This window comes from Caulobacter sp. SRI_014 (assembly GCF_057586315.1).
On record NZ_JBYCZQ010000001.1, the window covers coordinates 980,328 to 1,002,059 of the forward strand.

The 21,732-nt window shown below is 68.5% G+C and carries 23 protein-coding genes, 1 tRNA gene and 1 pseudogene; 15 read left to right on the plus strand and 10 right to left on the minus strand.

The window, feature by feature from the left end; all coding sequences use genetic code 11:
• Nucleotides 1–9 precede the first annotated feature (9 nt).
• Nucleotides 10–906 (minus strand): LysR family transcriptional regulator, encoded by an 897-nt coding sequence (locus tag AC2YG9_RS05085; RefSeq protein ID WP_487296834.1) that lies wholly within the window; start codon nt 904–906, stop codon nt 10–12.
• Between the two features lie 85 nt (nt 907–991).
• Here AC2YG9_RS05085 and AC2YG9_RS05090 point away from each other — a divergent pair, with 85 nt between their 5' ends.
• The 5 genes from AC2YG9_RS05090 to AC2YG9_RS05110 all read left to right on the plus strand — a co-directional run bounded on the left by AC2YG9_RS05090 (nt 992) and on the right by AC2YG9_RS05110 (nt 4,804).
• Nucleotides 992–1,969, plus strand: coding sequence for an NAD(P)H-binding protein (locus AC2YG9_RS05090; protein WP_487296835.1), 978 nt, complete (start codon nt 992–994; stop codon nt 1,967–1,969).
• A 76-nt stretch (nt 1,970–2,045) separates the two neighbouring features.
• A complete protein-coding gene (gene chpT / locus AC2YG9_RS05095; RefSeq protein WP_487296836.1) occupies nt 2,046–2,720 on the plus strand; it encodes a histidine phosphotransferase ChpT in 675 nt (224 codons plus the stop codon).
• A 76-nt stretch (nt 2,721–2,796) separates the two neighbouring features.
• Complete coding sequence (locus AC2YG9_RS05100; RefSeq protein WP_487296837.1) at nt 2,797–3,162, plus strand: response regulator; 366 nt, start codon at nt 2,797–2,799, stop codon at nt 3,160–3,162.
• Complete coding sequence (locus AC2YG9_RS05105; protein ID WP_487296838.1) at nt 3,159–3,989, plus strand: CheR family methyltransferase; 831 nt, start codon at nt 3,159–3,161, stop codon at nt 3,987–3,989. Before AC2YG9_RS05100 ends, AC2YG9_RS05105 begins: the two co-directional genes overlap by 4 nt.
• 35 nt (nt 3,990–4,024) lie before the next feature.
• Complete coding sequence (locus AC2YG9_RS05110) at nt 4,025–4,804, plus strand: sulfotransferase family 2 domain-containing protein (protein WP_487296839.1); 780 nt, start codon at nt 4,025–4,027, stop codon at nt 4,802–4,804.
• Between the two features lie 3 nt (nt 4,805–4,807).
• Here the strand turns inward: AC2YG9_RS05110 and AC2YG9_RS05115 are convergent, their stop codons facing one another.
• Complete coding sequence (locus tag AC2YG9_RS05115; protein ID WP_487296840.1) at nt 4,808–6,757, minus strand: S9 family peptidase; 1,950 nt, start codon at nt 6,755–6,757, stop codon at nt 4,808–4,810.
• A gap of 21 nt (nt 6,758–6,778) precedes the next feature.
• Entirely contained in the window at nt 6,779–8,605 is a 1,827-nt protein-coding gene (locus tag AC2YG9_RS05120; protein ID WP_487296841.1) for an ABC transporter ATP-binding protein, read from the minus strand.
• 231 nt (nt 8,606–8,836) lie between these two features.
• On the opposite strand from AC2YG9_RS05120, the gene AC2YG9_RS05125 reads away from it, so the two are divergent.
• From AC2YG9_RS05125 to AC2YG9_RS05135, 3 genes and pseudogenes are all read left to right on the plus strand, one after another.
• Entirely contained in the window at nt 8,837–8,968 is a 132-nt protein-coding gene (locus tag AC2YG9_RS05125) for a hypothetical protein (protein ID WP_487296842.1), read from the plus strand.
• Nucleotides 8,969–9,108: 140 nt separating this feature from the next.
• Nucleotides 9,109–10,029: a division plane positioning ATPase MipZ gene (locus AC2YG9_RS05130; protein ID WP_487296843.1), complete on the plus strand. Its 921-nt coding sequence runs from the start codon at nt 9,109–9,111 to the stop codon at nt 10,027–10,029.
• Nucleotides 10,030–10,095: 66 nt separating this feature from the next.
• Nucleotides 10,096–10,779: pseudogene (locus AC2YG9_RS05135) on the plus strand (nitrilase-related carbon-nitrogen hydrolase); the annotation flags it as partial.
• Between the two features lie 78 nt (nt 10,780–10,857).
• Here the strand turns inward: AC2YG9_RS05135 and AC2YG9_RS05140 are convergent.
• Nucleotides 10,858–10,940 (minus strand) — tRNA-Glu (locus tag AC2YG9_RS05140).
• Between the two features lie 127 nt (nt 10,941–11,067).
• Between AC2YG9_RS05140 and AC2YG9_RS05145 the strand changes: the two genes are divergently transcribed.
• Both AC2YG9_RS05145 and AC2YG9_RS05150 read left to right on the plus strand, forming a co-directional pair.
• On the plus strand, nt 11,068–12,165 hold the full coding sequence (locus AC2YG9_RS05145; protein ID WP_487296922.1) for an NAD(+) synthase: 1,098 nt from the start codon (nt 11,068–11,070) through the stop codon (nt 12,163–12,165).
• 273 nt (nt 12,166–12,438) lie between these two features.
• Complete coding sequence (locus AC2YG9_RS05150) at nt 12,439–13,641, plus strand: OmpA family protein (protein ID WP_487296844.1); 1,203 nt, start codon at nt 12,439–12,441, stop codon at nt 13,639–13,641.
• A 118-nt stretch (nt 13,642–13,759) separates the two neighbouring features.
• On the opposite strand, the gene AC2YG9_RS05155 is transcribed toward AC2YG9_RS05150, so the two are convergent.
• Complete coding sequence (locus tag AC2YG9_RS05155) at nt 13,760–15,472, minus strand: hypothetical protein (protein WP_487296845.1); 1,713 nt, start codon at nt 15,470–15,472, stop codon at nt 13,760–13,762.
• Between the two features lie 204 nt (nt 15,473–15,676).
• Here AC2YG9_RS05155 and chvI point away from each other — a divergent pair, with 204 nt between their 5' ends.
• The 5 genes from chvI (at nt 15,677) to AC2YG9_RS05180 (ending at nt 19,175) form a co-directional block, all read left to right on the plus strand.
• Nucleotides 15,677–16,387, plus strand: coding sequence for a two-component response regulator ChvI (gene chvI / locus AC2YG9_RS05160; RefSeq protein WP_487296846.1), 711 nt, complete (start codon nt 15,677–15,679; stop codon nt 16,385–16,387).
• Nucleotides 16,356–17,996: a two-component sensor histidine kinase ChvG gene (chvG, locus tag AC2YG9_RS05165; protein WP_487296847.1), complete on the plus strand. Its 1,641-nt coding sequence runs from the start codon at nt 16,356–16,358 to the stop codon at nt 17,994–17,996. The genes chvI and chvG overlap by 32 nt, the downstream gene beginning before the upstream one ends.
• Nucleotides 17,996–18,427: an HPr kinase/phosphorylase gene (locus AC2YG9_RS05170; RefSeq protein WP_487296848.1), complete on the plus strand. Its 432-nt coding sequence runs from the start codon at nt 17,996–17,998 to the stop codon at nt 18,425–18,427. Before chvG ends, AC2YG9_RS05170 begins: the two co-directional genes overlap by 1 nt.
• Nucleotides 18,428–18,501: 74 nt before the next feature.
• Nucleotides 18,502–18,906 carry a PTS sugar transporter subunit IIA gene (locus AC2YG9_RS05175; RefSeq protein WP_487296849.1) on the plus strand — a complete coding sequence of 135 codons (405 nt, stop codon included), beginning with the start codon at nt 18,502–18,504 and terminating at the stop codon, nt 18,904–18,906.
• Nucleotides 18,903–19,175 (plus strand): HPr family phosphocarrier protein, encoded by a 273-nt coding sequence (locus tag AC2YG9_RS05180; RefSeq protein WP_487296850.1) that lies wholly within the window; start codon nt 18,903–18,905, stop codon nt 19,173–19,175. The genes AC2YG9_RS05175 and AC2YG9_RS05180 overlap by 4 nt, the downstream gene beginning before the upstream one ends.
• Nucleotides 19,176–19,186: 11 nt before the next feature.
• Here AC2YG9_RS05180 and AC2YG9_RS05185 read toward each other — a convergent pair whose 3' ends face one another.
• From AC2YG9_RS05185 to AC2YG9_RS05205, 5 genes are read right to left on the minus strand one after another with little or no spacing between them, the layout of a single operon-like run.
• On the minus strand, nt 19,187–19,441 hold the full coding sequence (locus AC2YG9_RS05185; protein ID WP_487296851.1) for a hypothetical protein: 255 nt from the start codon (nt 19,439–19,441) through the stop codon (nt 19,187–19,189).
• A gap of 35 nt (nt 19,442–19,476) precedes the next feature.
• Nucleotides 19,477–20,004: a DsbE family thiol:disulfide interchange protein gene (locus AC2YG9_RS05190; RefSeq protein WP_487296852.1), complete on the minus strand. Its 528-nt coding sequence runs from the start codon at nt 20,002–20,004 to the stop codon at nt 19,477–19,479.
• Nucleotides 20,001–20,159 (minus strand): heme exporter protein CcmD, encoded by a 159-nt coding sequence (gene ccmD / locus AC2YG9_RS05195; RefSeq protein WP_487296853.1) that lies wholly within the window; start codon nt 20,157–20,159, stop codon nt 20,001–20,003. Before ccmD ends, AC2YG9_RS05190 begins: the two co-directional genes overlap by 4 nt.
• 3 nt (nt 20,160–20,162) lie before the next feature.
• Entirely contained in the window at nt 20,163–20,885 is a 723-nt protein-coding gene (gene ccmC / locus AC2YG9_RS05200; RefSeq protein WP_487296854.1) for a heme ABC transporter permease CcmC, read from the minus strand.
• Nucleotides 20,886–20,934: 49 nt separating this feature from the next.
• Entirely contained in the window at nt 20,935–21,657 is a 723-nt protein-coding gene (locus AC2YG9_RS05205) for a Spy/CpxP family protein refolding chaperone (RefSeq protein ID WP_487296855.1), read from the minus strand.
• Nucleotides 21,658–21,732: the final 75 nt, after the last annotated feature.

Genomic DNA, 21,732 nt, shown 5'->3' on the forward strand with positions numbered 1-21,732 from the left:
TGCGGTTTGTCAGGCTTCGCGGCAGTAGGCGGTCATGCCTTCGACCAGGGCGTCGAAGACCAGCCGCATGCGGCGCAGGCCGCGCAGGTCCTCGTGCATCACCACCCAGGTCTCGAGCGGATAACGGAAGCCCTCGACCAGCATGGGGACGAGATCGGGGCAGCGGCGGCCGAGCTGGATCTGGCAGGCGCCGGCCCCGAGACCGGCCCGGATGGCGGCCAGCTGGGCCAGGTCGTTGTCCGAGCGGAAGGCGAAATCGACCATGCCGATCTGGAAGCCGCCCTCGACCATACGTTCAAGATAGGGCGGCGGATGCTCGAAGCCGACAAAGGGCATCGCCTTGAGGTCGGCCAGGCTGCGCGGCAGGCCGTGGCGCTGGATCAGCCGCTGGTGGGCGAAGAGGCCGAGCGGGATCTCGCCGATGCGGCGGACCAGCAGCGTTTCCTGCCTCGGCGGCGACATGCGCACGGCGATGTCGGCCTCTCGGCGAAGCAGGTCCTCGTTGCGGTTGCTGGCCCCCAGCTCGATCTCCAGTCGCGGGTGACGCGCCTGCAGATCGGCGAGGATGGCGGGCAGGACCTCGACGGCGACGATCTCGCTGGCGGTGATGCGCACCGTGCCGGCCTCGGCCTGGGCGTCGGCGCTGGCGGTGCGGGTGAAGGCCTCGGCGGCGGCGGCCATGGCCCGGGCGTGCTCGCCCAGCGGCCCGGCGGCGGTTGTGGGGGCCAGCCCCGCCGGGGTGCGGGTGAAGAGGGCGGCCCCGACCTGGGCCTCCAGCGCCTCGATGCGACGGCGCACGGTGGGCTGGGCGAGACCGAGACGCCGGGCGGCGGCCGACAGGCTGCCGGTCTCCAGCACGGCCAGGAAGGCGCGCTGACCTTCCCAGTCAGGGTCAATCGGGCTCATACATTTCAGACTAGCTGATCGTCAGTCTTGGACAATTCTTTTCAGGGCGGAGAGCCGGCATGTTGGGCGGACAAGGAGACCGTACATGACCAGAACAGCCCTCATCCTCGGCGCCACCGGTGGGATCGGCGGCGAGACCGCCGACGCCCTGGCCCGCCACGGCTGGACCATCCGGGCCCTGGCCCGCAACCCCGCCGCCGGGGCCGCCGGCCGGCCCGAGTTCGACTGGCGGCGCGGCGACGCCCTCGACGCCAAGGCCGTCGGCGAGGCGGCGCGCGGCGTCGACGTGATCGTCCATGCGGTCAACCCGCCCGGCTACAAAGGCTGGAAGCGGCTGGTCCTGCCGATGCTGGAAAGCAGCATCGCCGCCGCACGCGCCAGCGGCGCCCGGCTGCTGCTGCCGGGGACCATCTATAACTACGGCCCGGACGCCTTCCCTGTGCTGCATGAAGAAGCGCCGCAGAACCCCGCCACCCGCAAGGGCGCGATCCGCAAGGCCATGGAGGCGCGGCTGGAGGCGGCGGCGCTGGACGGGGTGCGATCTCTGATCCTGCGGGCCGGCGACTATTTCGGACCTCGACCGGGCAACGGCTGGTTCAATCAGGGTCTGGTGACGCCCGGCAAGCCGGTGACCGCCATCATGACCCCGGGCCAGGCCGGCGTCGGCCACGCCTGGGCCTATCTGCCGGATGTGGCCGAGACCTTCGCCCGGCTGGCGGACCGTGAAGGCGAGCTTGGCCCCTTCGCCCGCTTCCATTTCGCCGGCCACTGGGACGCGACGGGGACGGAGGTCACCGACGCCATCCGCCGCGTCGTCGGCAACCCGGCCATCCCGGTCCGCACCCTGCCCTGGTCGGTGCTGCCGCTGGCCGCGCCGTTCAACGAGACGATGCGCGAACTGGTCGAGATGCGCGGCTTCTGGACCGCCCCGGTGCGGCTGGACAACGCCCGCCTGAGCCACTTCCTGGGCGCCGAGCCGCACACCCCGCTCGAGACGGCGGTGCGGGAAACCCTGATCGGGCTGGAATGCCTGCCGCAAGCGTCCACAAGCAAGGCGGCCTGATCCCCGGATGGGGCCGCATTCTTGTGGAGGGTTGGGCCGTTGGCTCGGCGGCCAAATCACCGCTAGACTCCGCGGCATGACCGACGCCGCCGAAATCCTGCCCGACGATGACGCCGCCCTGATCGCCGATCCGGTCGACCTGGCCGCCCAGCTGGCCGCGCGGCTCTGTCACGACTTCATCAGCCCGGCCAGCGCCATCGTCTCGGGCCTCGACCTGCTGGACGACCCGACCGCCCAGGACATGCGCGAGGACGCCATGGCGCTCATTGCGCAGAGCGCGCGCAAGCTGGCCGACCTGCTGGCCTTCTGCCGCGCCGCCTTCGGCTCGGCCTCGACGGTCGAGGTGTTCGACGCCCGCGACCTGGAGACCCTGGCCCAGAACGTCTTCGGCCATATGAAGGCGACCCTGGCCTGGGACGTCGCCCCCGCCAGCCTCAACAAGCCGGCCGCCCGCACACTGTTGAACCTCTGCCAGATCGCCGGCACAGCCCTGCCGACCGGCGGCGCGGTCACCGCCCGGGTGGTCGAGGCCGGCGGACGCATCGCCCTGAGCGTCGAGGGAACCGGCCCGCGCATCCGCCTGAAGCCCGAGGTCGCCGGCGGCCTGCTCGGCAAGCCCAAGGGCGAGGCCATGGGCGGCGCCTGGATCCAGGCCTTCTACGTCCACAGCCTGGTCACCCAGGCCGGCGGCCAGGTGGCGGTGGAAGCGGGCGAAGAGAAGCTGACCCTGGCGGCCTGGGTTCCGGCCTAGAATTCTTAACGGCCTCCACCCTCTCTTAACCGACGCGGCCCACAACAGAGCGTTCAAGAGGAGCGTTCCGACAGCCGTGAAGACCTGTCTCGTCGTCGATGACAGCCGGGTGATCCGCAAGGTGGCCCGCCGCATCCTGGAGGACCTTGGCTTTGAGATCGCCGAGGCCGCCGACGGGATGGAGGCGCTCGCCTGGTGCCGCGCGGCCATGCCCGACGCCATCCTGCTGGACTGGAACATGCCGGTGATGAACGGCATCGACTTCCTGCGTCTGCTGCGCCAGGAGCCCGGTGGGGCGGCCCCCAAGGTCGTCTTCTGCAGTGTCGAGACCGAGCCGGAACGCATCCGTGAGGCGCTGGAGGCCGGCGCCGCCGAATACATCATGAAGCCCTTCGACGGCGACATCATCGAGGCGAAGTTCGCCGAGGCGGGCCTGGTATGAGCCCGCAGGATATCGAGCTGTTCGTTGCCCTGGCCCGCGCCCGCGCCGGCCTGAAGATCGATCCGGCCAAGACCTACCTGATCGAGAGCCGCCTGGGTCCCCTGGCCCGGCGCGAGAACTTCCCCGGCATTCCGGAGATGGCCGCCGCCCTGCGGTCCTTGCGGGAGGAAAAGCTGATCTGGGCCGTGGTCGAGGCCCTGGCCCAGGGAGAGACCGGCTTCTTCCGCGATCGCGCGCCCTACGCCGCCTTCTCCAAGGAACTCCTGCCAACCCTGGCCCGCCTGCGCGGCAATGAGCCGGTCCGGGTGTGGAGCTGTGCCTGCGGCTCGGGTCAGGAAGCCTACAGCCTGGCGATGATCGCCGAAGAGGCCGAGAGCCTGCCGCCCGGGACCAAAGTCGAGATCTATGGTTCCGACCTGTCGGAACGCTCGCTCGAGAAGGCCCAGTCGGGCCTCTACACCCAGTTCGAAGTCCAGCGCGGCCTGCCGATCCGAAAGCTGCTGCAGCATTTCGAGAAGGTCGAGGACAATTGGCGTCTGACCCCGCGCATCCGCCAGCGGGTGCGCTGGCGGCGGGTCAACCTGATCGCCGACCTGACCGTCATGGGCCGGTTCGACGTCATCTTCTGCCGCAACGTGCTGAGCATGATGGACGGGCCCTATCGTCGTCGTGTCCTCGAAAGCCTGGCGTCCCTGCTGCCGGTCGACGGCCTGCTGATCCTGGGCGAGGGCGAGAGCACCGAAGGCGCCACCGAAGCCTTCCGTCCCGTGACCGGCCGTCCGGGCCTGTTCGTGCGCAATCCCGCCTACCGGGCCGCCGCCGCCTGATTTCCAATCAAGGGTATGTCTGGTAGCGGAGCGGGGTGACCGACGACGCCCTCATCCACTGCGTTCGGGTGCCCAAGAGCGGGTCCAAGAGCCTGCTGCTGATGCTGGGCGAGGCCTTTGCGGGGCGTAGGGTCTTCTACCTGCCCGACACCCTGCGGCCGGAGACGGCCCTGTCGCGTTGGCAGCGGGTTCGGCTGTGGCGCTCGCAGCGGCAGAACCTGATGGAGAAGCTGGGCACGGTCAGCCTGGCGGCCGCCTTCGCGAAGATCGAGGCCGAGGGGCGGCCGGGCGACCTGATCGCCGGCGGCCATAGCGATCAGGCCTTTGTCCGCTCACGGCTGAGCCGCCCGGTGCGCTTCGTCACCCTGCTGCGCGACCCGGTCGAGCGGGCGGTCAGCGACTATCACTACGCCAGGGCAGGCTATCTGAAGAAGAAGCTCTGGCAGCGGTTCGACGCCCATCTGCTGGCCCAGGTCGCGGGCACGCGGGGCTTCACCGGCTTCCTCGATTTCCAGCTGGAGCATGAGGCGGTGTTCGCCAACCCGGCCGCGGCGTTCCTCGGCTGGCGGGAGGGGCCGCTGGACGCCTTCCTGGCCGAGAACCTCTGGGACTGGGCCACGCTGGAGACGGCGGAGAAGCTGGCGGCGCGCATCGCCGAACGCCTGAACCGACCGGCCCTGTTCGGCCGTCACAACCAGTCGGAAGCGGTCGGCCGGGCGAAGGTCGCCACTGAGGACAGGCGCAAGATCGAACGGCTCTGTCCCCGCGACTACGAACTCTATGAACGCTGCCGGGCGGACAATCGCCCGGCCTGAGCCCTACTTGGCGAAGACCTTGCCGAGGAACAGGGTCTCGGCCTCGCGCTGGGCGTCGATGTTCTGCTTCTTGCGGAAGCCGTGGCCTTCGTCGCCGGCCAGCATGTACCAGACATCGCCGCCCTGGCCGCGCAGGGCGGCGACCATCTGTTCGGCCTCGGTCCAGGGGACGCGCGGGTCGTTGCGGCCCTGGATGACGAACAGCGGCTTGGTCATCCGCGAGGTCAGGTTCAGCGGCGAGATCTGGTCGAAGACTGCAGCCATCTTCGGATCGCGCTCATCGCCGTATTCGGCGCGGCGGAGATCCCGGCGGTAACCTTCGGTGTTGGCCAGGAAGGTCTTGAAGTTGGAGATGCCGACGATGTCGATGGCCCCGGCCAGGCGGTCCGAATAGGCGGCCAGCGAGGCCAGCACCATGAAGCCGCCGTAGGAGCCGCCGTAGACCACGACCCGGTCCTTATCGAGGTCCGGCTGGGTGGCGATCCAGTCGAGCAAGGCGCCGATGTCCTTGACGCTGTTCTGGCGCAGGGGGCCGTTGTCGAGCTGGATGTAGCGCTTGCCGTAGCCGTCGGAGCCGCGAACGTTGGGGGCGATGGTCACCGCGCCGAGTTCGGCCGCCCAGTACTGGCGCCGGGTGCTGAAGCCCGGCCGGTCCTGGCCTTCGGGACCGCCGTGGATGTCGATGATCACCGGGGCCTTGCCGCTGATCTTCGCCGGCTTGTAGACCCAGGCCGGGACGGTCAGGCCGTCGAAGGACTTGAAGCTGACCAGTTCGGGCTCGCGCAGGGCCGTCAGGTCGAGGCCGCCGGCCTCGCTGTACGTCCAGCGCTGCAGCACACCGTTGCCGGGATCGAAGACATAGACGTCGGCCGGCGAGGTGGCGGCGTTGAGGCCGATGGCCAGGCTCTTGCTGTCGGGCGAGAACTTCAGGGACCCCAGCACCCCGACCGGCAGGTTGGGCTGCGGCACGGCCTGTTTGGTGCGGAAGCCCTGGACGACGACGCGGCTGCGGCCGCCTTCGTTGACGCTGTAGGCCAGCAGGCGGCCGTCTGCCGAGAGGTCGAACTCCTCGATGTCCCACTTCAGGTCGGGCGGCGAGATCGGGACCGACTTGCCAGTGGCCAGATCCATGCTGACCAGCCGCTTGAACTCACTGCCCTCGTCGCTGAGCACCAGCACCGACTTGCCGTCCGGGGCGAAGACGCCATTGTCGTAGGCGATGTCGGTCTTGGAGGGATTGAGTTCGGTCACCTTCCCGCTGGCCAGGTCCAGCAGGTATAGCTTGCTCGACACCGCCGAAACGTAGCGACCGAGGAGGACGCTGCTCCCGTCCGGCGAGATGGCCAGAGGGGCCGTGGCGCCGGTGGCGTCGAAGACCTTCTTGCGGCTCGAAGGATCGCCGACGGTCATGGTGACGATGTCGTAGTCGGGATCGCCCTTGCCGACCCGGGCCCAGACCAGGGTCTTGCCGTCCTTGCTGAAGGTCATCGACTGGTTGCGGGAGCCGGGCTCGGTGAACTGAACCTCAGGCCCCTCCAGGCCCATCATATAGCCCTGGAAATACTCGTCGCCGCCGGTGTCCTTGGTGAAGATGAACCGGTCCTTCGATCCAGGCACGCCCTCGGCCCCGCCGACCGGCTCGTCGAAGAAGGTCAGCTGGGTGCGGTCGCCGCCCGGGCGGGCGACACGGTGCAGCTGGGCCGTCTGGCCAAAGCGGGTGGCGATCAGCATCGAGCCATCGTCCAGCCAACTGGCGAAGCTGGCCGAGCGGGCGTTCTGGTAGCGGCGCAGGGCCTCGCGCACGGCCGGCGGCGTCTGGGGGACGTTCTCCAGGGTCAGGGTCCCGACCTGGCGCTTCTCCACCGGCTGGACGGTGGCGGCGAAGGCGCCGGCCAGAGGCGTCAGCAGGGCGAGCGCCGCCCCCGACAGCAGGAAACCACGGCGGATCATCATCTTAAGCCCCCAGACGAAAAGTCAGGCCGGATCGTATTCGCTGACCAGGTGCCCCGGTTCCACCTCTTTCAACTGCGGAATGTAGACCGGGGCGGTCGGATCGACGGTGAGGCGCGAGGGCAGGAAACGCAAGGCCGAGCGCGGATCGAGCGGCGAGGGCGGCTCGCCGGTCAGCCGGACGCGCTTGCGGGACCGCTCGATGGCTGGATCGGGGATTGGCGCGGCCGATAGAAGCGCCTTCGTATAGGGGTGCTGGGGATGGGCGTAGATGCGCTCGCGCGTCGCCAGTTCCATGACCCGGCCGAGGTAGAGCACCATCACCCGGTGGCTGATCTCGCGGACCACCGCCAGGTCGTGGCTGATGAACATCATCGCCATGCCCATCTCCTTCTGGAGATTGATCAACAGGTCGATGATCTGGGCCCGGATCGAGACGTCGAGCGCGCTGACCGCCTCGTCGCAGATGACCAGTTTGGGTTTCAGGATCATAGCCCGGGCGATGCCGACCCGCTGATTCTGGCCGCCGCTGAGCTCGTGCGGATAGCGGTTGATCAGGGTCGGCGACAGGCCCGCCCGCTCCATCATGGCGGCGGCCTCGAACTCGCGCTCACGGCGGTTGAGCCCGGGACGGAAGACGCGCAGCGGCTCGGCGATGGAATCGCCGACCGTCGAGCGCGGGTCGAGGCTGGCCAGCGGGTCCTGGAAGACGATCTGCAGGTCCTTGCGGGCCTTGCGCATGGTCTCTTCGTCGGCCCGTGTGATGTCGCGGCCCATGACGGTGATGGCGCCGTCCAGCTCGCCGCTGCCCTTGGGCAGGAGACGCAACACAGCCCGGCTGAGGGTCGACTTGCCGCAACCACTTTCGCCGACCACGCCGAGGGTTTCGCCCTGGCGGATGGAGAAGTCGACGCCGTCGACGGCGCGCAGCATGAGTTTCTTGCCGAGAATGCCCTGACGGACCGGGAACCAGACCTTCACATCGTCGCCCTGGACGATGATCGGGGCGTCGGGTTTCACCGGATCGAGGGTCGGGCGGCCGCCGCGGTCCTCGCGGTCGAGGCGCGGAATGGCCTCCAACAAGCTGCGGGTATAGGCCGTCTGGGGGTTGGAGAAGAGGTCGGCAGCCGTGCCCTCCTCGACATAGGCGCCGTCCTTCATCACGCAGACGCGGTCGGCCAGGCGAGCGATGACGCCCATGTCGTGGGTGATCAGCACCAGGGCGGTGCGGGTTTCCCGCTGCAGTTCGGCCATCAGGTCGAGGATTTCGGCCTGCACGGTGACATCCAGCGCCGTGGTCGGCTCGTCGGCGATCAGCAGGGCCGGATCGCAGGCCATGGCCCCGGCGATCATCACCCGCTGGCGCATGCCGCCGGAAAGCTCGTGCGGATACTGGTTCATACGCCGGGCGGCCTCGGGGATGCGCACATGGTCCAGCCACTGGCGGGCCCTGGCTTTCGCCTCCTTGTCGGAGACGCCCAGATGCAGCCGCAGGGGTTCGGCGATCTGTTCGCCGATCTTCACATGTGGCGTCAGGGCCGTCAGCGGGTCCTGGAAGATCATGGTCATCTTCGAGCCACGGATGCGGTTCAGTTCGCGGGTCTTGAGGCCCAGCAGCTCCTGGCCCTCGAAAGTCGCCGAGCCGGTGGCCGTACCGTTCTGGGCCAGCAGGCCCATGACGGTCATGAAGGTCTGGCTTTTCCCTGAGCCGCTTTCGCCGACCACGCCGAGGCATTCGCCCTGGCCGACGTCGAGGGAGACGCCGCGCACCGCCTCGACGACGCCGTCGGGGGTGTCGAAGCGAACCTTCAGGTCACGGATGGAGAGGACGGGTTTGCGCAAACTGGACAAGCGGGAAAACTCCATGGCCCGCCGGTGTGCGAGCCTGTCGGGCGGCACGATAGCGATCAGCGCCTGACGCGCAAATGAACGGCGCGTAACCCTTGTTCCCGCGAGGCGCGAACGACCTCGCATTGGGCATGCGACAAGTTTCCACAGCGCGCGCATGCCGCATTCGTAGGACAGAAAGACAGGCGTAAGTTTTGCAGCGTAAGTTCGGCGTTGTTCGGGGATGTCACGGCCATGCGGCTGTTCAATCTGTTCCGTCTGTCTCCTCTGGCCGCGGGCGAGCCGGCGTCGCCCGCTCAGCTGGCCATCGCCGCCGCCCCCTGGGCCCTGGTGGCCGTGGTCGCCGTCGCCCTGCTGGTTCGCTAGGCAGACCTGCCGCCATCAAGGTTTCACCGACCATGATTCGCTCAAACTGAGTACATCATGGTAAAAGCCCCTGGCCTGCGGGTTGCAGGCCTCCGGCTTGGTACGCGCCAGGCGTATCGAACGGGGACGGGGACTGGGGCATGGACAAGCCGATCTGGTGGCGGGGCGAGGCCCGCAATGATCATTATCGCGGGCCGGGCGCGCGCGTGATCGTCGTCGGCAACGAGAAGGGCGGGGCCGGCAAATCGACCCTGGCCGCACTGATCGCCACCTCGATGCTCTATCGCGGCAGCCGCGTGGCGGTGATCGACGCCGACCTGCGCCAGCAGAGCCTCAGCCGCTTCCTGGCCAACCGCCGCAGCTGGCTGCCCGCCGCCGGCGTCGAAGCCCCGGTGCCGCTGGAATACAAGCTGCACGACGATCCCAGCCGCCTGGCCCAAGCCGATCCGGAAGAGGCCGTGGCCCGCTTCGAGAGCGCCGTCAGCATGGCGATGGCCGACTCCGACCTGGTCGTCATCGACACCCCCGGGGCCGACACCGCCGTCTCCCGCTGCGCCCATCTGCAGGCCGATCTGGTGGTCACTCCGATGAACGACAGCTTTGTCGACTTCGACGTGCTGGGCCAGCTCGATCCCCTGACCCTCAAGCTGCTGCGCCCCAGCCTCTACACCCAGGTGGTGCTGGAGGCCCGCGAGGCCCGCGCCTATCACAACCGCCGCCTCGACTGGGTGGTGCTGCGCAACCGCATGGGGGCCAACGACGGCCGCAACCGCGAGCGCCTGACCCATGGCCTGGAGGCCCTGGCCGATGAAGTCGGATTCCGCATGGGCCCGTCCCTGCGCGAGCGGGTGGCCTATCGCGAGATGTTCCCCTTCGGCCTGACCATCGCCGACCTCGCCCCCGGGGTGCGGCCGGGGGGCGTCAGCTCGCCCCGACTTGCGGCCCGCGAAGAGCTGCGCGACCTGCTGGTCTCCCTGCGCCTGATCCGCGAGGCCGCGCCGGGCGAGGCCGACCATACGTCCCGCGACGACCGCGGGGCGGTGCTGCACCACATGGGCTGACCCTGTGGCGTCCGTCATCCGGCGGCGCCGGGGGACAGTCACCATTTGGGTCGCTATATAACCCTCATGGCCAAGCGCTCGCCGACCGACCTGCCCTTCCGCTCGCCCTACAGGCACGGCTTTGTCCGCGTCGCCGGCTGCGTGCCGCTGACCGCCGTCGCCGACCCTGCGCGCAACGCCGCCGAGACGATCGCGCTGCTCGAGCGGGGCCATGCCGAGGGCGTGGCGCTGATGACCTTCCCGGAACTGGGGCTATCGGCCTATTCGATCGACGACCTGTTTCATCAGGAGGCCCTGCTCGACGCGGTCGAGGCCGGGCTTGCCACCCTGGTCGAGGCCAGCAAGAGACTTCGTCCGGCCTTCGTGGTCGGGGCGCCTCTGCGGGGCGAGAGCCGGCTCTACAACTGCGCCGTGGTCATCCAGGGCGGGACCATCCTCGGCGTCGTGCCCAAGACCTACCTGCCCAACTACCGCGAATACTATGAGCGGCGCTGGTTCGCCTCGGGGCTCGGCGTCGTCGGGCGCACCCTGAAGGTCGCCGGCCACGCCGCGCCGTTCGGGACCGACCTGCTGTTCGATATCGAGATGCTGGGCAAGGCGGCGGCGACCTTCGCGGTGGAGATCTGCGAGGATGTCTGGACGCCCGAGCCGCCCTCGACCAGCGCCGCCGTGGCCGGGGCCGAGATCCTGCTCAACCTGTCGGCCAGCAACATCGTCATCGGCAAGGCCCGCGAGCGCCAACTTCTCTGTGCAAGTCAGTCGCTGCGTTGCCAGGCCGCCTATGTCTATTCCGCGGCCGGGCCGGGAGAATCGACGACCGACAACGCCTGGGACGGCCAGGCGGCGGTGTTCGAACTGGGCGCCCAGCTGGTCGAGAGCCAGCGGTTCCCGACCGCCTCGACCCTGGCCGTCGCGGATGTCGACGTCCTGCGCCTGCGCCAGGAGCGGCGGCGCACCGTCACCTTCGGCGACGCGGCCGTCAGCCGGCCGCGCACGCCCTTCCGCCGCATCGGCGTCGAAATCGCCCCTCCCGACGGCGTGCTCGACCTGGCCCGGCCGCTGGAGCGCTTTCCCTTCGTGCCGAGCGACAGCGCCCGCCTGGCCGAGGAATGCCACGAGGCCTACAACATCCAGGTCCAGGGGCTGGCCCAACGTCTCAAATCGACCGGCCTGAAGAAGCTGATCATCGGTGTCTCCGGCGGGCTCGATTCCACCCAGGCCCTGCTGGTCGCCGCCAAGGTGATGGATGCTCTGGGCCTGCCACGCACCAACGTCATGGCCTGGACCCTGCCTGGGTTCGCCACCTCCGAGGGCACCAAGGCCAATGCCTGGCGGCTGATGAATGCGCTTGGCGTCACCGCCGCCGAGCTCGACATCCGCCCGACCGCCATGACCATGCTCGAGGCCATGGGCCACCCGTTTGCCCGTGGCGAGCCGGTCCACGACATCACCTTCGAGAACGTCCAGGCCGGCCTGCGCACCGACTATCTGTTCCGGCTGGCCAACCAGAATGGCGGGCTGGTGGTCGGCACCGGCGACCTGTCGGAGCTGGCGCTCGGCTGGTGCACCTATGGCGTCGGCGACCATATGAGCCACTACAACCCCAACGGATCGGTCTCCAAGACGCTCATCCAGCACTTGATCCGTTTCGTCGCCGGCTCGGGCGAGGTCGACCAGAAGACCGCCGACGTGCTGCGCGACGTGCTCGCTTCGGAAATTTCTCCCGAACTGATACCGGCAAGCCACAGCGGGGAAACCCAGTCCACGGAGGCCTCCGTGGGCCCCTACGCGCTGCAGGATTTCAACCTCCACTACCTGGCCCGTTATGGTTTCCCGCCGTCGCGGATCGCCTATCTGTCCTTCGAGGCCTGGGGCCCGCACAGCACACGCGCCTGGCCAGCGGAAATCCCGCAAAAAGATCGAAAAACCCATGATCTACGAGCCATCAAGAGCTGGCTGCGCCTGTTCCTGACCCGGTTTTTCGCCAATCAGTTCAAGCGCTCGGCTATCCCTAATGGCCCGAAGATTTCCTCGGGCGGGGCGCTGTCGCCGCGCGGCGACTGGCGGATGCCGTCCGACGCCCGGGTCGACGCCTGGATCGCCGAACTGGACGCCAACACCCCGAACGAGGCCTGAGCGGCGGCTGGTTGCACCGCAACGGAAGGCTGGAAATTCCAAAACCCGTGGCGTAAGGTCGCGGGCATCGCGCATGGTCTGCGCAGCAGGTCGGCGACCCGACATTTTTTTGGGAACCTTAGGCTCCCGAGGGTGTTGAGCAGTCGATCGCGGTCAGGAGGGGTCTTTTTCGTGTCCGGAAGCGGGCAGGGAACGGGGTCCAGCCGAAACCGTGCGTTATTGATCCTGCCGAGCGATGGCGCGTTGGCATAACGATAGAGCGAGGGGCTCACCTTGAAGACGAAAACACTGTTGCTGAGCGGTGTGGGTGCGATCGCCGCCTTGGCGCTGGCTCCCCAGGCCATGGCTCAAGAGCGCGGTTGGTACGGGGCGTTCGACCTCGGCTATCACTCGCCGGAATCGATCGACACGTCATCGGAAGGCGTGGCCGCCGACGGCGCCCGCTACCAATACGAAATCCAGCAGGAAGACGACCTGGCTGGCTTCGCCCGCCTCGGTTACCAGGTGGCGCCGAACTGGCGCGTCGAGTTCGAACTCGGCGCCCGCAAGGGCGACGTGGACAGCATCCGCCAGGATCCGGGCCGCACCCTGGTCCCCGACCAGATCTGCTCGGTCACCCTGCCGCTGGTCCCCTGCGACCGTCCGGACGGCAACGTGAAGTCGGTCACCGCCATGGCGAACGTGATCTACGACTTCTTCCCGAACTCCAGCTTCCGCCCGTTCATCGGCGCCGGTATCGGCGTCAACTGGGTGGAGATGGATTGGGTCGGTCGCTTCAACGACGACCCGCTCTACGGGTCGCTGGCCGTTGACGACAACGACACGGCTTTCGCCTGGCAGTTCCTCGGTGGTCTCGCCTTCGACATCACCGACCGTCTGACCGGCGACATCACCTACCGTTACCTGGACGGCAACGACCTGCGCTTCTCCACGAAGCAGTCGGTGCTGAACCCGCTGATCATCCCGACCGTGGGCGACATCGAGGGCCAGTACGAAGACCAGTCGCTGACCTTCGGTCTGCGCTACAGCTTCGCGCAAGCCGCCCCGCCGCCGCCGCCTCCGCCGGAGCCGCCGGCCCCGCCGCCGCCCCCGCCGCCGCCTGAACCCCCGCCGCCGCCGCCTCCGGAAGCTCCGGCGCCGGTCGCCAAGGAGTTCATCGTCTACTTCCCGTTCGATCAATCGATCCTGACGCCGGAAGCCCAGGCCGTGGTCTCGGAAGCCGCCCAGTACGCCCAGTCGGGTAACGCCACCCAGATCGTCGTCGTCGGTCACGCCGACACGTCCGGTTCGGCGAAGTACAACGTCGGTCTGTCGCAGCGTCGTTCGAAGGCCGTCGCTGACGCCCTCGTCGGCCTCGGCGTCGACAGCGGCAAGCTGGCCGTGGACTGGAAGGGTGAATCCGAGCCCGCCGTCGCCACCGGCGACGGGGTGAAGGAACCCCTGAACCGCCGCTCGACGATCCAGATCAACTTCTGATCTGAGCGGAAGCACTAAAGCGAAGGGCCCGGAGGAAACTCCGGGCCCTTTTGCTATGGGGGCGAGGTTGGAGCGCGCTCATCCCTCCCCCTTATGGGGAGGAAGGGCGCAGCACCGCCTAAGCCGCCAACCCCGCCGTGCGCAGCAGGTCGCGCACCTTGTCGGCCGCCTGCGGGCTGCGCGCGATCTCCTGGCGCAGCTCGGGCGCCCGGGTCAGTTTCAGAGCCTCGTGTCGGGCCCGGTCGGCCGCCGGCCCGAGCGGGGCCGCCTCCCCGATCGCCAGGCGCAGCAGCAGGTTCAGCTTGTGGACCACCGGCGCCTCGGCCCGGGTCAGCAGGGTGACCAGCCTGGCGTCCGCCTCGACATGGCCGCCGATCTCGCCGAGCCGCCCTTTGAGGACATCGCGGTCCTCGTCCGGCAGGCCCAGGCGGTCGAGCCCGCGCTGCAGGCCGGCCAGGGCCGCCAGCTTGGCCGGCGGGGTGTCGGGGCCGTAGCGCATTTCCTTCTCGAACTTCAGGGCCGAGATGTTGGCTCCCAGCCAACGCGCCGCCTGGCGCTTGTTGGACGCGCCGGTGACGTTCTCGGCCAGCCGGGCGAGGATCTCGACCTCCTCACGGGCGCTGCGGTCCTTGCCGAGCAGGGCCTCGACGAAGTCGCTGGCCACGAGTGTCGCCGAACGGGTCGAGAAGGCGGTGTGAACGTCTTCCAGCTGCAGGATGCGGCCATCGGCGGCGGTCAGGGCCATGGCCAGCGCACGGAGACAGGCGATCTCGGCCTCCGGATCGCCGGGCTTGAGGCGCCGTGGTCCGACCAGTTCGCGCAGCACGCGCTGGGCCAGCGCCGCCCGGACGCTGTCGAATTGTCCGCCGTCCAGCCAGGTGGCGAGGCGGGCCGCGGCCGGCGACAGCTGGGGCATGACCCTTGCGACCGTCGGCTCCATCTGGATCAGAGCCTCGACGGCCCGGGCCCCGGCCAGGCGGGTGATGGCGGCCAGCGTATCGCCAAGATCAAGATCGGCGCCGAGCAGTTCGCCCAGGCCCGCCTTGCCGCCGACGATTTCGGCCAGGGGTTGCTCGAGGGCGGCCATGGCGACGACGCGGCCGCCGTTTTCCATCGGCGCCTTTTCGGCCAGGTCCAGCAGGCGGCTGATCTTCTCGTCCCAGGTCTTCGAGCCGGCCAGGTAGCTGGCGACCCCGGCCCCGATCAGGTAGCCGCGCTCGGGCTCGTTCCACAGACGCTCAATGGCCGAGGCGAAGGATTCCTTGTTGAAATCGGGGAAGGCGCCGCGGCGCTGGTCCTTGATCAGCCGCGCGATGGCCCGTTCGATCAGGGTCTGGAAGGTGCGGATGATTTCATGCACCCCGACGCCGCGCGCCTGGGCCTCGGGCACCGCCACCTTCTGCACCGCGTGCTGCAGCTCGACGCCCGAGGCGTCGAGCTTCTCGACCAGGTCGGCGCGGTGCAGCAGCTCGAACGGCGTCGCCCGCTGGCGGAGCAGCCAGTTGTCGAGCAGCCGGCCGATCCGCTCGCGGGCGTGGATGGTGTAGAGGTCCTGGGGGCTGACGCAGAGGGGTTCGCGGTTCTCGACCGGCTTCTTCTGCTTGCCGCGCTCAGGGGCGCCCTTGTTGAGAATGGTGACCGACCGGAACTCGCGGGTCTCCGGGTCGAGCACTTCCTTGCTGACCCGCACGGCGGCCACGTGGCCAGCTTCGAGCAGGGCTTCGGCGGTTTCGACGGCGCGGGAGCGGTCTTCGGTGGCGAGATCGAGCACCCAGCCGGAACCCGGGTTCCGGCGGACGAAGAGCTCGTAGTGAATCTGGCCGCGGTCCATGCGGGGTCCCCGTTTGGGGATTTACCTTAATTCCAACGCCTTAAAGCCGGGTTTAGGTTCACCGAACGGCAACGCGCCGCCGCGCCCTCGCCCAATTGTGGCGCCGAATGGCGCCATGAACGCAAGCCATGCGTTGTATTGGGCGGCACGGGCGTTAGTTTCCTCAGATATTCACTCCCGCCCGGCAAAGGCGAAAAGGACACCATGGCGAACATCACCCTCGTGGACGACGACGAGAACATCGTTGCTTCCGTCTCCCTGGCGCTGGAAAGCCACGGCCATAGCGTAAAGGCCTATTACGACGGCGCGTCGGGCTTGGAAGCCCTGCAGAACGATCCGCCGGATCTGGCCATCCTCGATGTGAAGATGCCGCGCATGGACGGCATGGAGCTGCTGCGCCGCCTGCGCCAGACCTCGGAGCTGCCGGTCATCATGCTGACCAGCAAGGACGACGAGATCGACGAGATCCTCGGCTTCAACCTCGGCGCCGACGACTATATGCACAAGCCGTTCAGCCAGCGGCTGCTGCTGGAGCGGGTCAAGGCCGTGCTGCGCCGCGCCGCGCCCGAGGACAGCGGCGTTTCGGCCGAGGCCAAGGAGGCCGCCAGCGCCAAGATGATGCGCCGGGGCAAGCTGACCCTCGATCCCGAGCGCCACGAGAGCCTGTGGGAAGGCAAGCCGGTGCGGCTGACCGTCACCGAGTTCCTGCTGCTGCAGTCGCTGGCCCAGCGCCCCGGCTTCGTGAAGAGCCGCGACAACCTGATGGACGCCGCCTACGACGATCAGGTCTATGTCGACGACCGCACCATCGACAGCCACATCAAGCGGATGCGCAAGAAGTTCCGCCAGGTGGACAACGAGTTCGACGCGATCGAGACCCTGTATGGCGTCGGCTACCGCTACCGCGAGTCCTGATCCCCAGGATCCTGAGGGTCCCGCAGCGGGTGCGCCTGAAGCGGTCAGGCGCGTCTCGCGCTGGCGCTTCTGGTCGCGTGGATCAAAGCTCGGCCGGCTGATCGTCGGCCTGAACCTGATCGGCCTGGCGGTGCTGATTTCGGGCTCGCTGGTGCTCAACGAGATCCGCCGCGGCCTGGTCGAGGCCCGCCTCGACAGCCTCAGCCTGGAAGGCGACCTGATCGGCCAGATCATGGCCGAGGCCGCCACCCAAGGCGAACCGGTCCCCTACCTGCAGGCCGACCGCGCCGCCCAGCTGTTGCAGTTGCTCCAGCTGTCGCGGTCGCAACGGGTGCGCCTCTACGACACCCAGGGCCGGCTGTTGGCCGACAGCTATGTCGTCGACGACCGGGTCGAGTGGCGGGTGCTGCCCCCGGCCCGCAAGCGCGGCGAAAACGGCCCCAGCTTCCGGCTGCAGGACGCCGACGCCGATCCCAAGGTCGTCGACAAGGCCCGCCGGGCCCTGGCCGACGAATGGCGCCAGGCCATGCTGGGCGAGCGGGTGCGCAACACCCGCATCGCCGAGAACGGCGACACCGTGGTCAGCATCTCCATCCCCATCCAGCGGGTGAAGGCGGTGCTCGGCGTTCTGACCATCGAGGCCAGCGACGTCGACGAGATCATCGCCGCCGAGCGCCGGGCCCTGATCCCCTTCGCTCTGATCGCCATCGCCGTCACCCTGTTGAGCTCGGTGCTGCTCTACGCTCTGGTCGCGCGGCCCATGCTGCGCCTGGCCGAGGCCGCTGACCGGGTGCGGCTGAACCGCTCGCGGGCCATCAGCCTTCCCGATCTCGCCCGCCGCCAGGATGAGATCGGCGACCTCTCGCGCTCGCTGGAAGAGATGACCGACACCCTGTCGAGCCGCATGGACGCCATTGAACGCTTCGCCGCCGATGTTGCGCACGAAATCCGCAATCCGCTGACGTCCATTCGCTCGGCTGTCGAAACCCTTGAGATCGTGCCAGATGGCCCGGGCCGGGCAAAGCTGCTGGGCATCCTCAAGCAGGACGTCGGCCGGCTCGACCGGCTGATCGGCGACATCTCCAACGCCTCGCGGCTGGACGCCGAGCTGAGCCGGGAATCTTTCCGCCGCTTCGATGTCACCCGGCTCCTGACCGACATCCTGTCGATCTATGACGCCGCCCGCAAACCGGGCGAGGCGCGCGTCACCCTGACCGCCCCCGAGGGCGAAACCATCATTGCCGGCCAGGAAGGCCCGCTCGGCCAGGTGTTCCGCAATCTGATCGACAACGCCCGCTCCTTCAGCCCGAAGGACGGCGAGGTGCGGGTCAGCGTCATTGCCGAAAAAGGCCGGGTGCTGATCGAGGTCGAGGACGACGGGCCGGGCATCCCGCCCGACAACCTCGAGACCGTCTTCGAGCGCTTCTACACCAGCCGCCCAAAGGGCGCCGCCTTTGGCGGGAACTCGGGGCTCGGCCTCAGCATCGCCCGCCAGATCACCCTGGCCCATGGCGGGGCGGTCCATGCCCACAACCGGACCGACGCGGCCGGCAAGGTGGTCGGGGCGCGGTTCGAGGTCAGCCTGCCGCTGACCAGCGCGGCCCGCTGATGATCCTGCACGCCGGCCTCGTCGCCCTGCGCCTGGCGGGCCTCTGGCGGGGTGTGCTGATCGAGGGGCCGTCGGGGGCGGGCAAGAGCGACCTGGCCTTGCGCACGCTCAGCCTCGGCGGACGGTTGGTGGCCGACGACCGGGTGCTGGCCTGGACCAGCGAGGGCCGGCTGTTCGGCCGTGCGCCCGAAACCCTGTCGGGTCTGCTGGAGATGCGCGGCCTCGGCATCGCCCCGGTCGAAGCCCTGCCCTATGCCGGCATCGACCTCATCATCGCTTGCGAAACGGACCCTGGAGCGGTCGAACGCATGCCCGAACCGGAGACGGCGGAGCGGCTCGGGGTCGTACTTCCCTTGCGTCGCCTGTGGCCATTCGAACCCGCCGCGCCGCTGAAACTGATCGCCGCGCTTGAACGGGTTGGGTTTCGCTGACGACGGGCGTATCAAGGCCTCCCGCGCGGCCTTGATGAGCCCGGGCAAGGGGAAGGTTCTGTGAGACTGCAGGTATGATCGGCCTGGTGATTGTCACCCACGGACGGCTGGCCGAAGAGTTTGTCTTCGCCATGGAGCATGTGGTCGGCCCGCAGGAGCAGGTCGTGCCCATCTGCATCGGACCCGAAGACGACATGGAAAAGCGCCGCAAGGACATCCTGGCGGCCTGCGGCCGCGTGGACACCGGTGAAGGCGTCATCCTGCTGACCGACATGTTCGGCGGCACGCCGTCCAACCTGGCCATCAGCGTCATGGAACAGACCCGCGCCGAGGTCATCGCCGGCCTCAACCTGCCGATGCTGATCAAGCTGGCGTCCCTGCGCACCCGCGAAAGCCTGGAGGCCTGCGTGCATCACGCCCAGGACGCCGGTCGAAAATACATCGCCGTGGCCTCCTACATGCTGGCGACCGATAAGTGAACGAATCCCGCACGGTCGAAATTGTGAATGAGCGGGGGCTGCACGCGCGCGCCTCGGCCAAGTTCGTCAAGCTGGCCGGGACCTTCGACGCCGAGATCCAGGTTGCCCGCGAGGGTCAGAGCGTCGACGCCCGCTCGATCATGGGGCTGATGATGCTGGCGGCGGGAATCGGCTCGAGCGTCGAGATCAGCGCCGAGGGGCCAGAGGCGACAGCGGCGCTCGACGCCCTGTGCGAACTGGTCGCCAACAAATTCGACGAAGAGCGGTAAGCCCCAGGGGGCTAGACGCGGATATCGACCAGCGAGCCCGGCCGAAGAATTTTCTTCGGCGGCTCTTCCGACAGGGTGGATGCCTGCAACGGCCGCTGGATCGGGGCCGCCACAGGCTCGGGCGCCGCGACCGGCGCAGCCGGGGCGTTGGCGCGGCCCATGGCGGCGTCGAAGAAGGCGCGCTGGGCCGCCGTGCGGGCGGGCGCGGTGGTCCCACTGCTTCCTTGGGCGGCGGGCTGCCAGTTGGTCGGACGGATATCGGCCATGGGAACAGGCTTCGGCGGTTATGGTTAGCGAAACCTTAACGCGCCTGGCTGAGCAGGGTTCGAGCGGCCTTCTCGTCGAGGGCGCCGACATGTTTTGCGATGATCAGGCCGTCCGATCCGACCAGATAGGTCTCGGGCGGCCCGGTGACCCCGTACTCCATCCCCGCGCGGCCGTCGGGGTCCAGCAGGACATAATCGAAGGGGTCGCCATGCCGGGCGAGGAACGCGATGGTCCTGGCCCGATCGTCCTTGTAGGCGACGCCGACGATGCGCACGCCTTCGCCCTTCAGCTTCATCAGCATCGGCGCTTCGACGATGCAGGGCGCGCACCAGCTGGCGTAGAAGTTGACGAGGTAGGGTTCCGGCTTCGGCTCCTGGCCCTTCGGGTAGACGTAGCCGCCGACGGCCCGGTCGAAGAGCATCTCCAACTTGAGCGCGGGGGCCGGCTTGCCGACCATCGCCTGGGTCGTCACCTGCGGATCGCGGCCCAACGACTTGAAGGCGAACACCGCCGCCAGGATCACGAGAACGGCGAGCGGCAGCAGGGCAGCGAGACGCTTCACGCCCAATCGTCCTCCAGCCCCTTGGCGCGAGCTTGCGCGGCGGCGCGGCGGGCGGCCAGCAGGCTGTCGGCAACCATCCAGATCAGCACCACGGCGGTAATGCCGAACGCGCTCCAGATGTAGGGCGCGTAGGACCCGAAAGTGAAATCGAACATGCTCTAGTCCTCCGCCGCGCGCAGGGCGGCGGCGCGCAGGCGCCGCAGGCGCACCTCGGTGCGGATCCGGGTCAGCCACAGAGCCCCGAACAGGCCGAGGTAGGCCAGGCCCATGATGCCCAGGGTGGCGCCATAGACCGGCGGCAGGGCGTCGCCCTTGTCGGCGCCGAGGGTCGAGCTGCCCTGGTGCAGGCTGTTCCACCAGTAGACCGAGAAGTGGATGATCGGCAGGTTGATGACCCCGACCAGGGCCAGGATGGCCCCGGCCCGGGCGGCGCGGGCCTCGTCATCGATGGCGGCGCGCAGGGCGATATAGGCCAGCCACAGCAGGAACAGGACCAGCACCGAGGTCATCCGCCCGTCCCATTCCCAGTAGGTGCCCCAGGTCGGCCGGCCCCACAGGGAGCCAGTGACGAGGGCGAGGGCCGTGAAGGCGGCGCCCAGCGGGGCGCAGCTGCGGGCGGCGAGATCGGCCAGGGCCTGTTTGAACACCAGGTTCAGCAGGCTGGCGACGCCCAGGCAGGCATAGGCGAACATGGCCAGCCAGGCGGCCGGCACATGGATGAACATCATCCGCACAGTGTCGCCGTGCAGGGCGTCCTCAGGGACCGTGAAGGTGCGGTAGAGGCCGAGCGCGAAGGCGCAGGCGGTCGCCACGCCCAGCACGGGCGCGGCGATCCGCGAAAAGGCCATGAACGACCTGGGATTGGTCAGGAAAGAGACCATACCCGCCGTCTAAAGAGGTGTGAGACGGCGGGCAAGGTTCGGCAACTACCTAGTCTTCGTCGCCGCCGTCGATCTCTTCGCCGTCGATGAAGACCTGGACGTCCATGTCGCCGCCTTCGAGCAGGGCGAAGTCCTCGCCGTCCTCGCTGCTCCAGGCCATGCCGCCGGGCATCGGGGCGCCGTGTTCGGGACCGCCGCGCATGATGATGCGGTGATCACCGCCCGGACCGCCATGACCGCCGCGGCGGATCATCTTCATATGGCGGCCGCCGCCGTGGCGGGCGTGCAGGGTGTCGAACACCTTCTGCTGGCTGGGGCTGAGCTGGCCGTAGAAGGCGCGGGTGGCGGCGGCGCGCTTCTGGAAGGCGGCCTGATGCTCGGCCATCCGCTTGGCCTGCATGTCGAGGCGCTCGGGGGTGGTCAGCATCTTATGTTCAGGCGGCTTGCCGTCCTTGTCGTGCTTCATCTCGACCTTGTGAATCATCGGCTTGGTCGCCGCCAGGAAGGCCTGGAGGGCCGGCTCCTGTTCGGGGCGCAGCTGCAGGAGGGTGCGCAGATGGTCGGCGTGGGCCGCCGGGTCCCTGTGCATCCGCATCGGCCCGCCGGCGTGGTCGCCGGAGATGACCTGGCCGTCCTTGATGACGACGACCTTGCGCTCGACCTTGGCCTCGCCGTCCTTCCTGGCGGGCTCGCCGGCAAGGGCCGAGCCCCCGGCGGTCAGGACGAAGGCGGCGCTGGCCAGCAGGCCGGCGTGACGAAGAATCTGTTTCATTTGGAAGGTCTCCCCGATGTCGATGAGCGCAAGGTTGAATGGACGATGTGGCAGGCGAATGTCTGGTTTGATCAG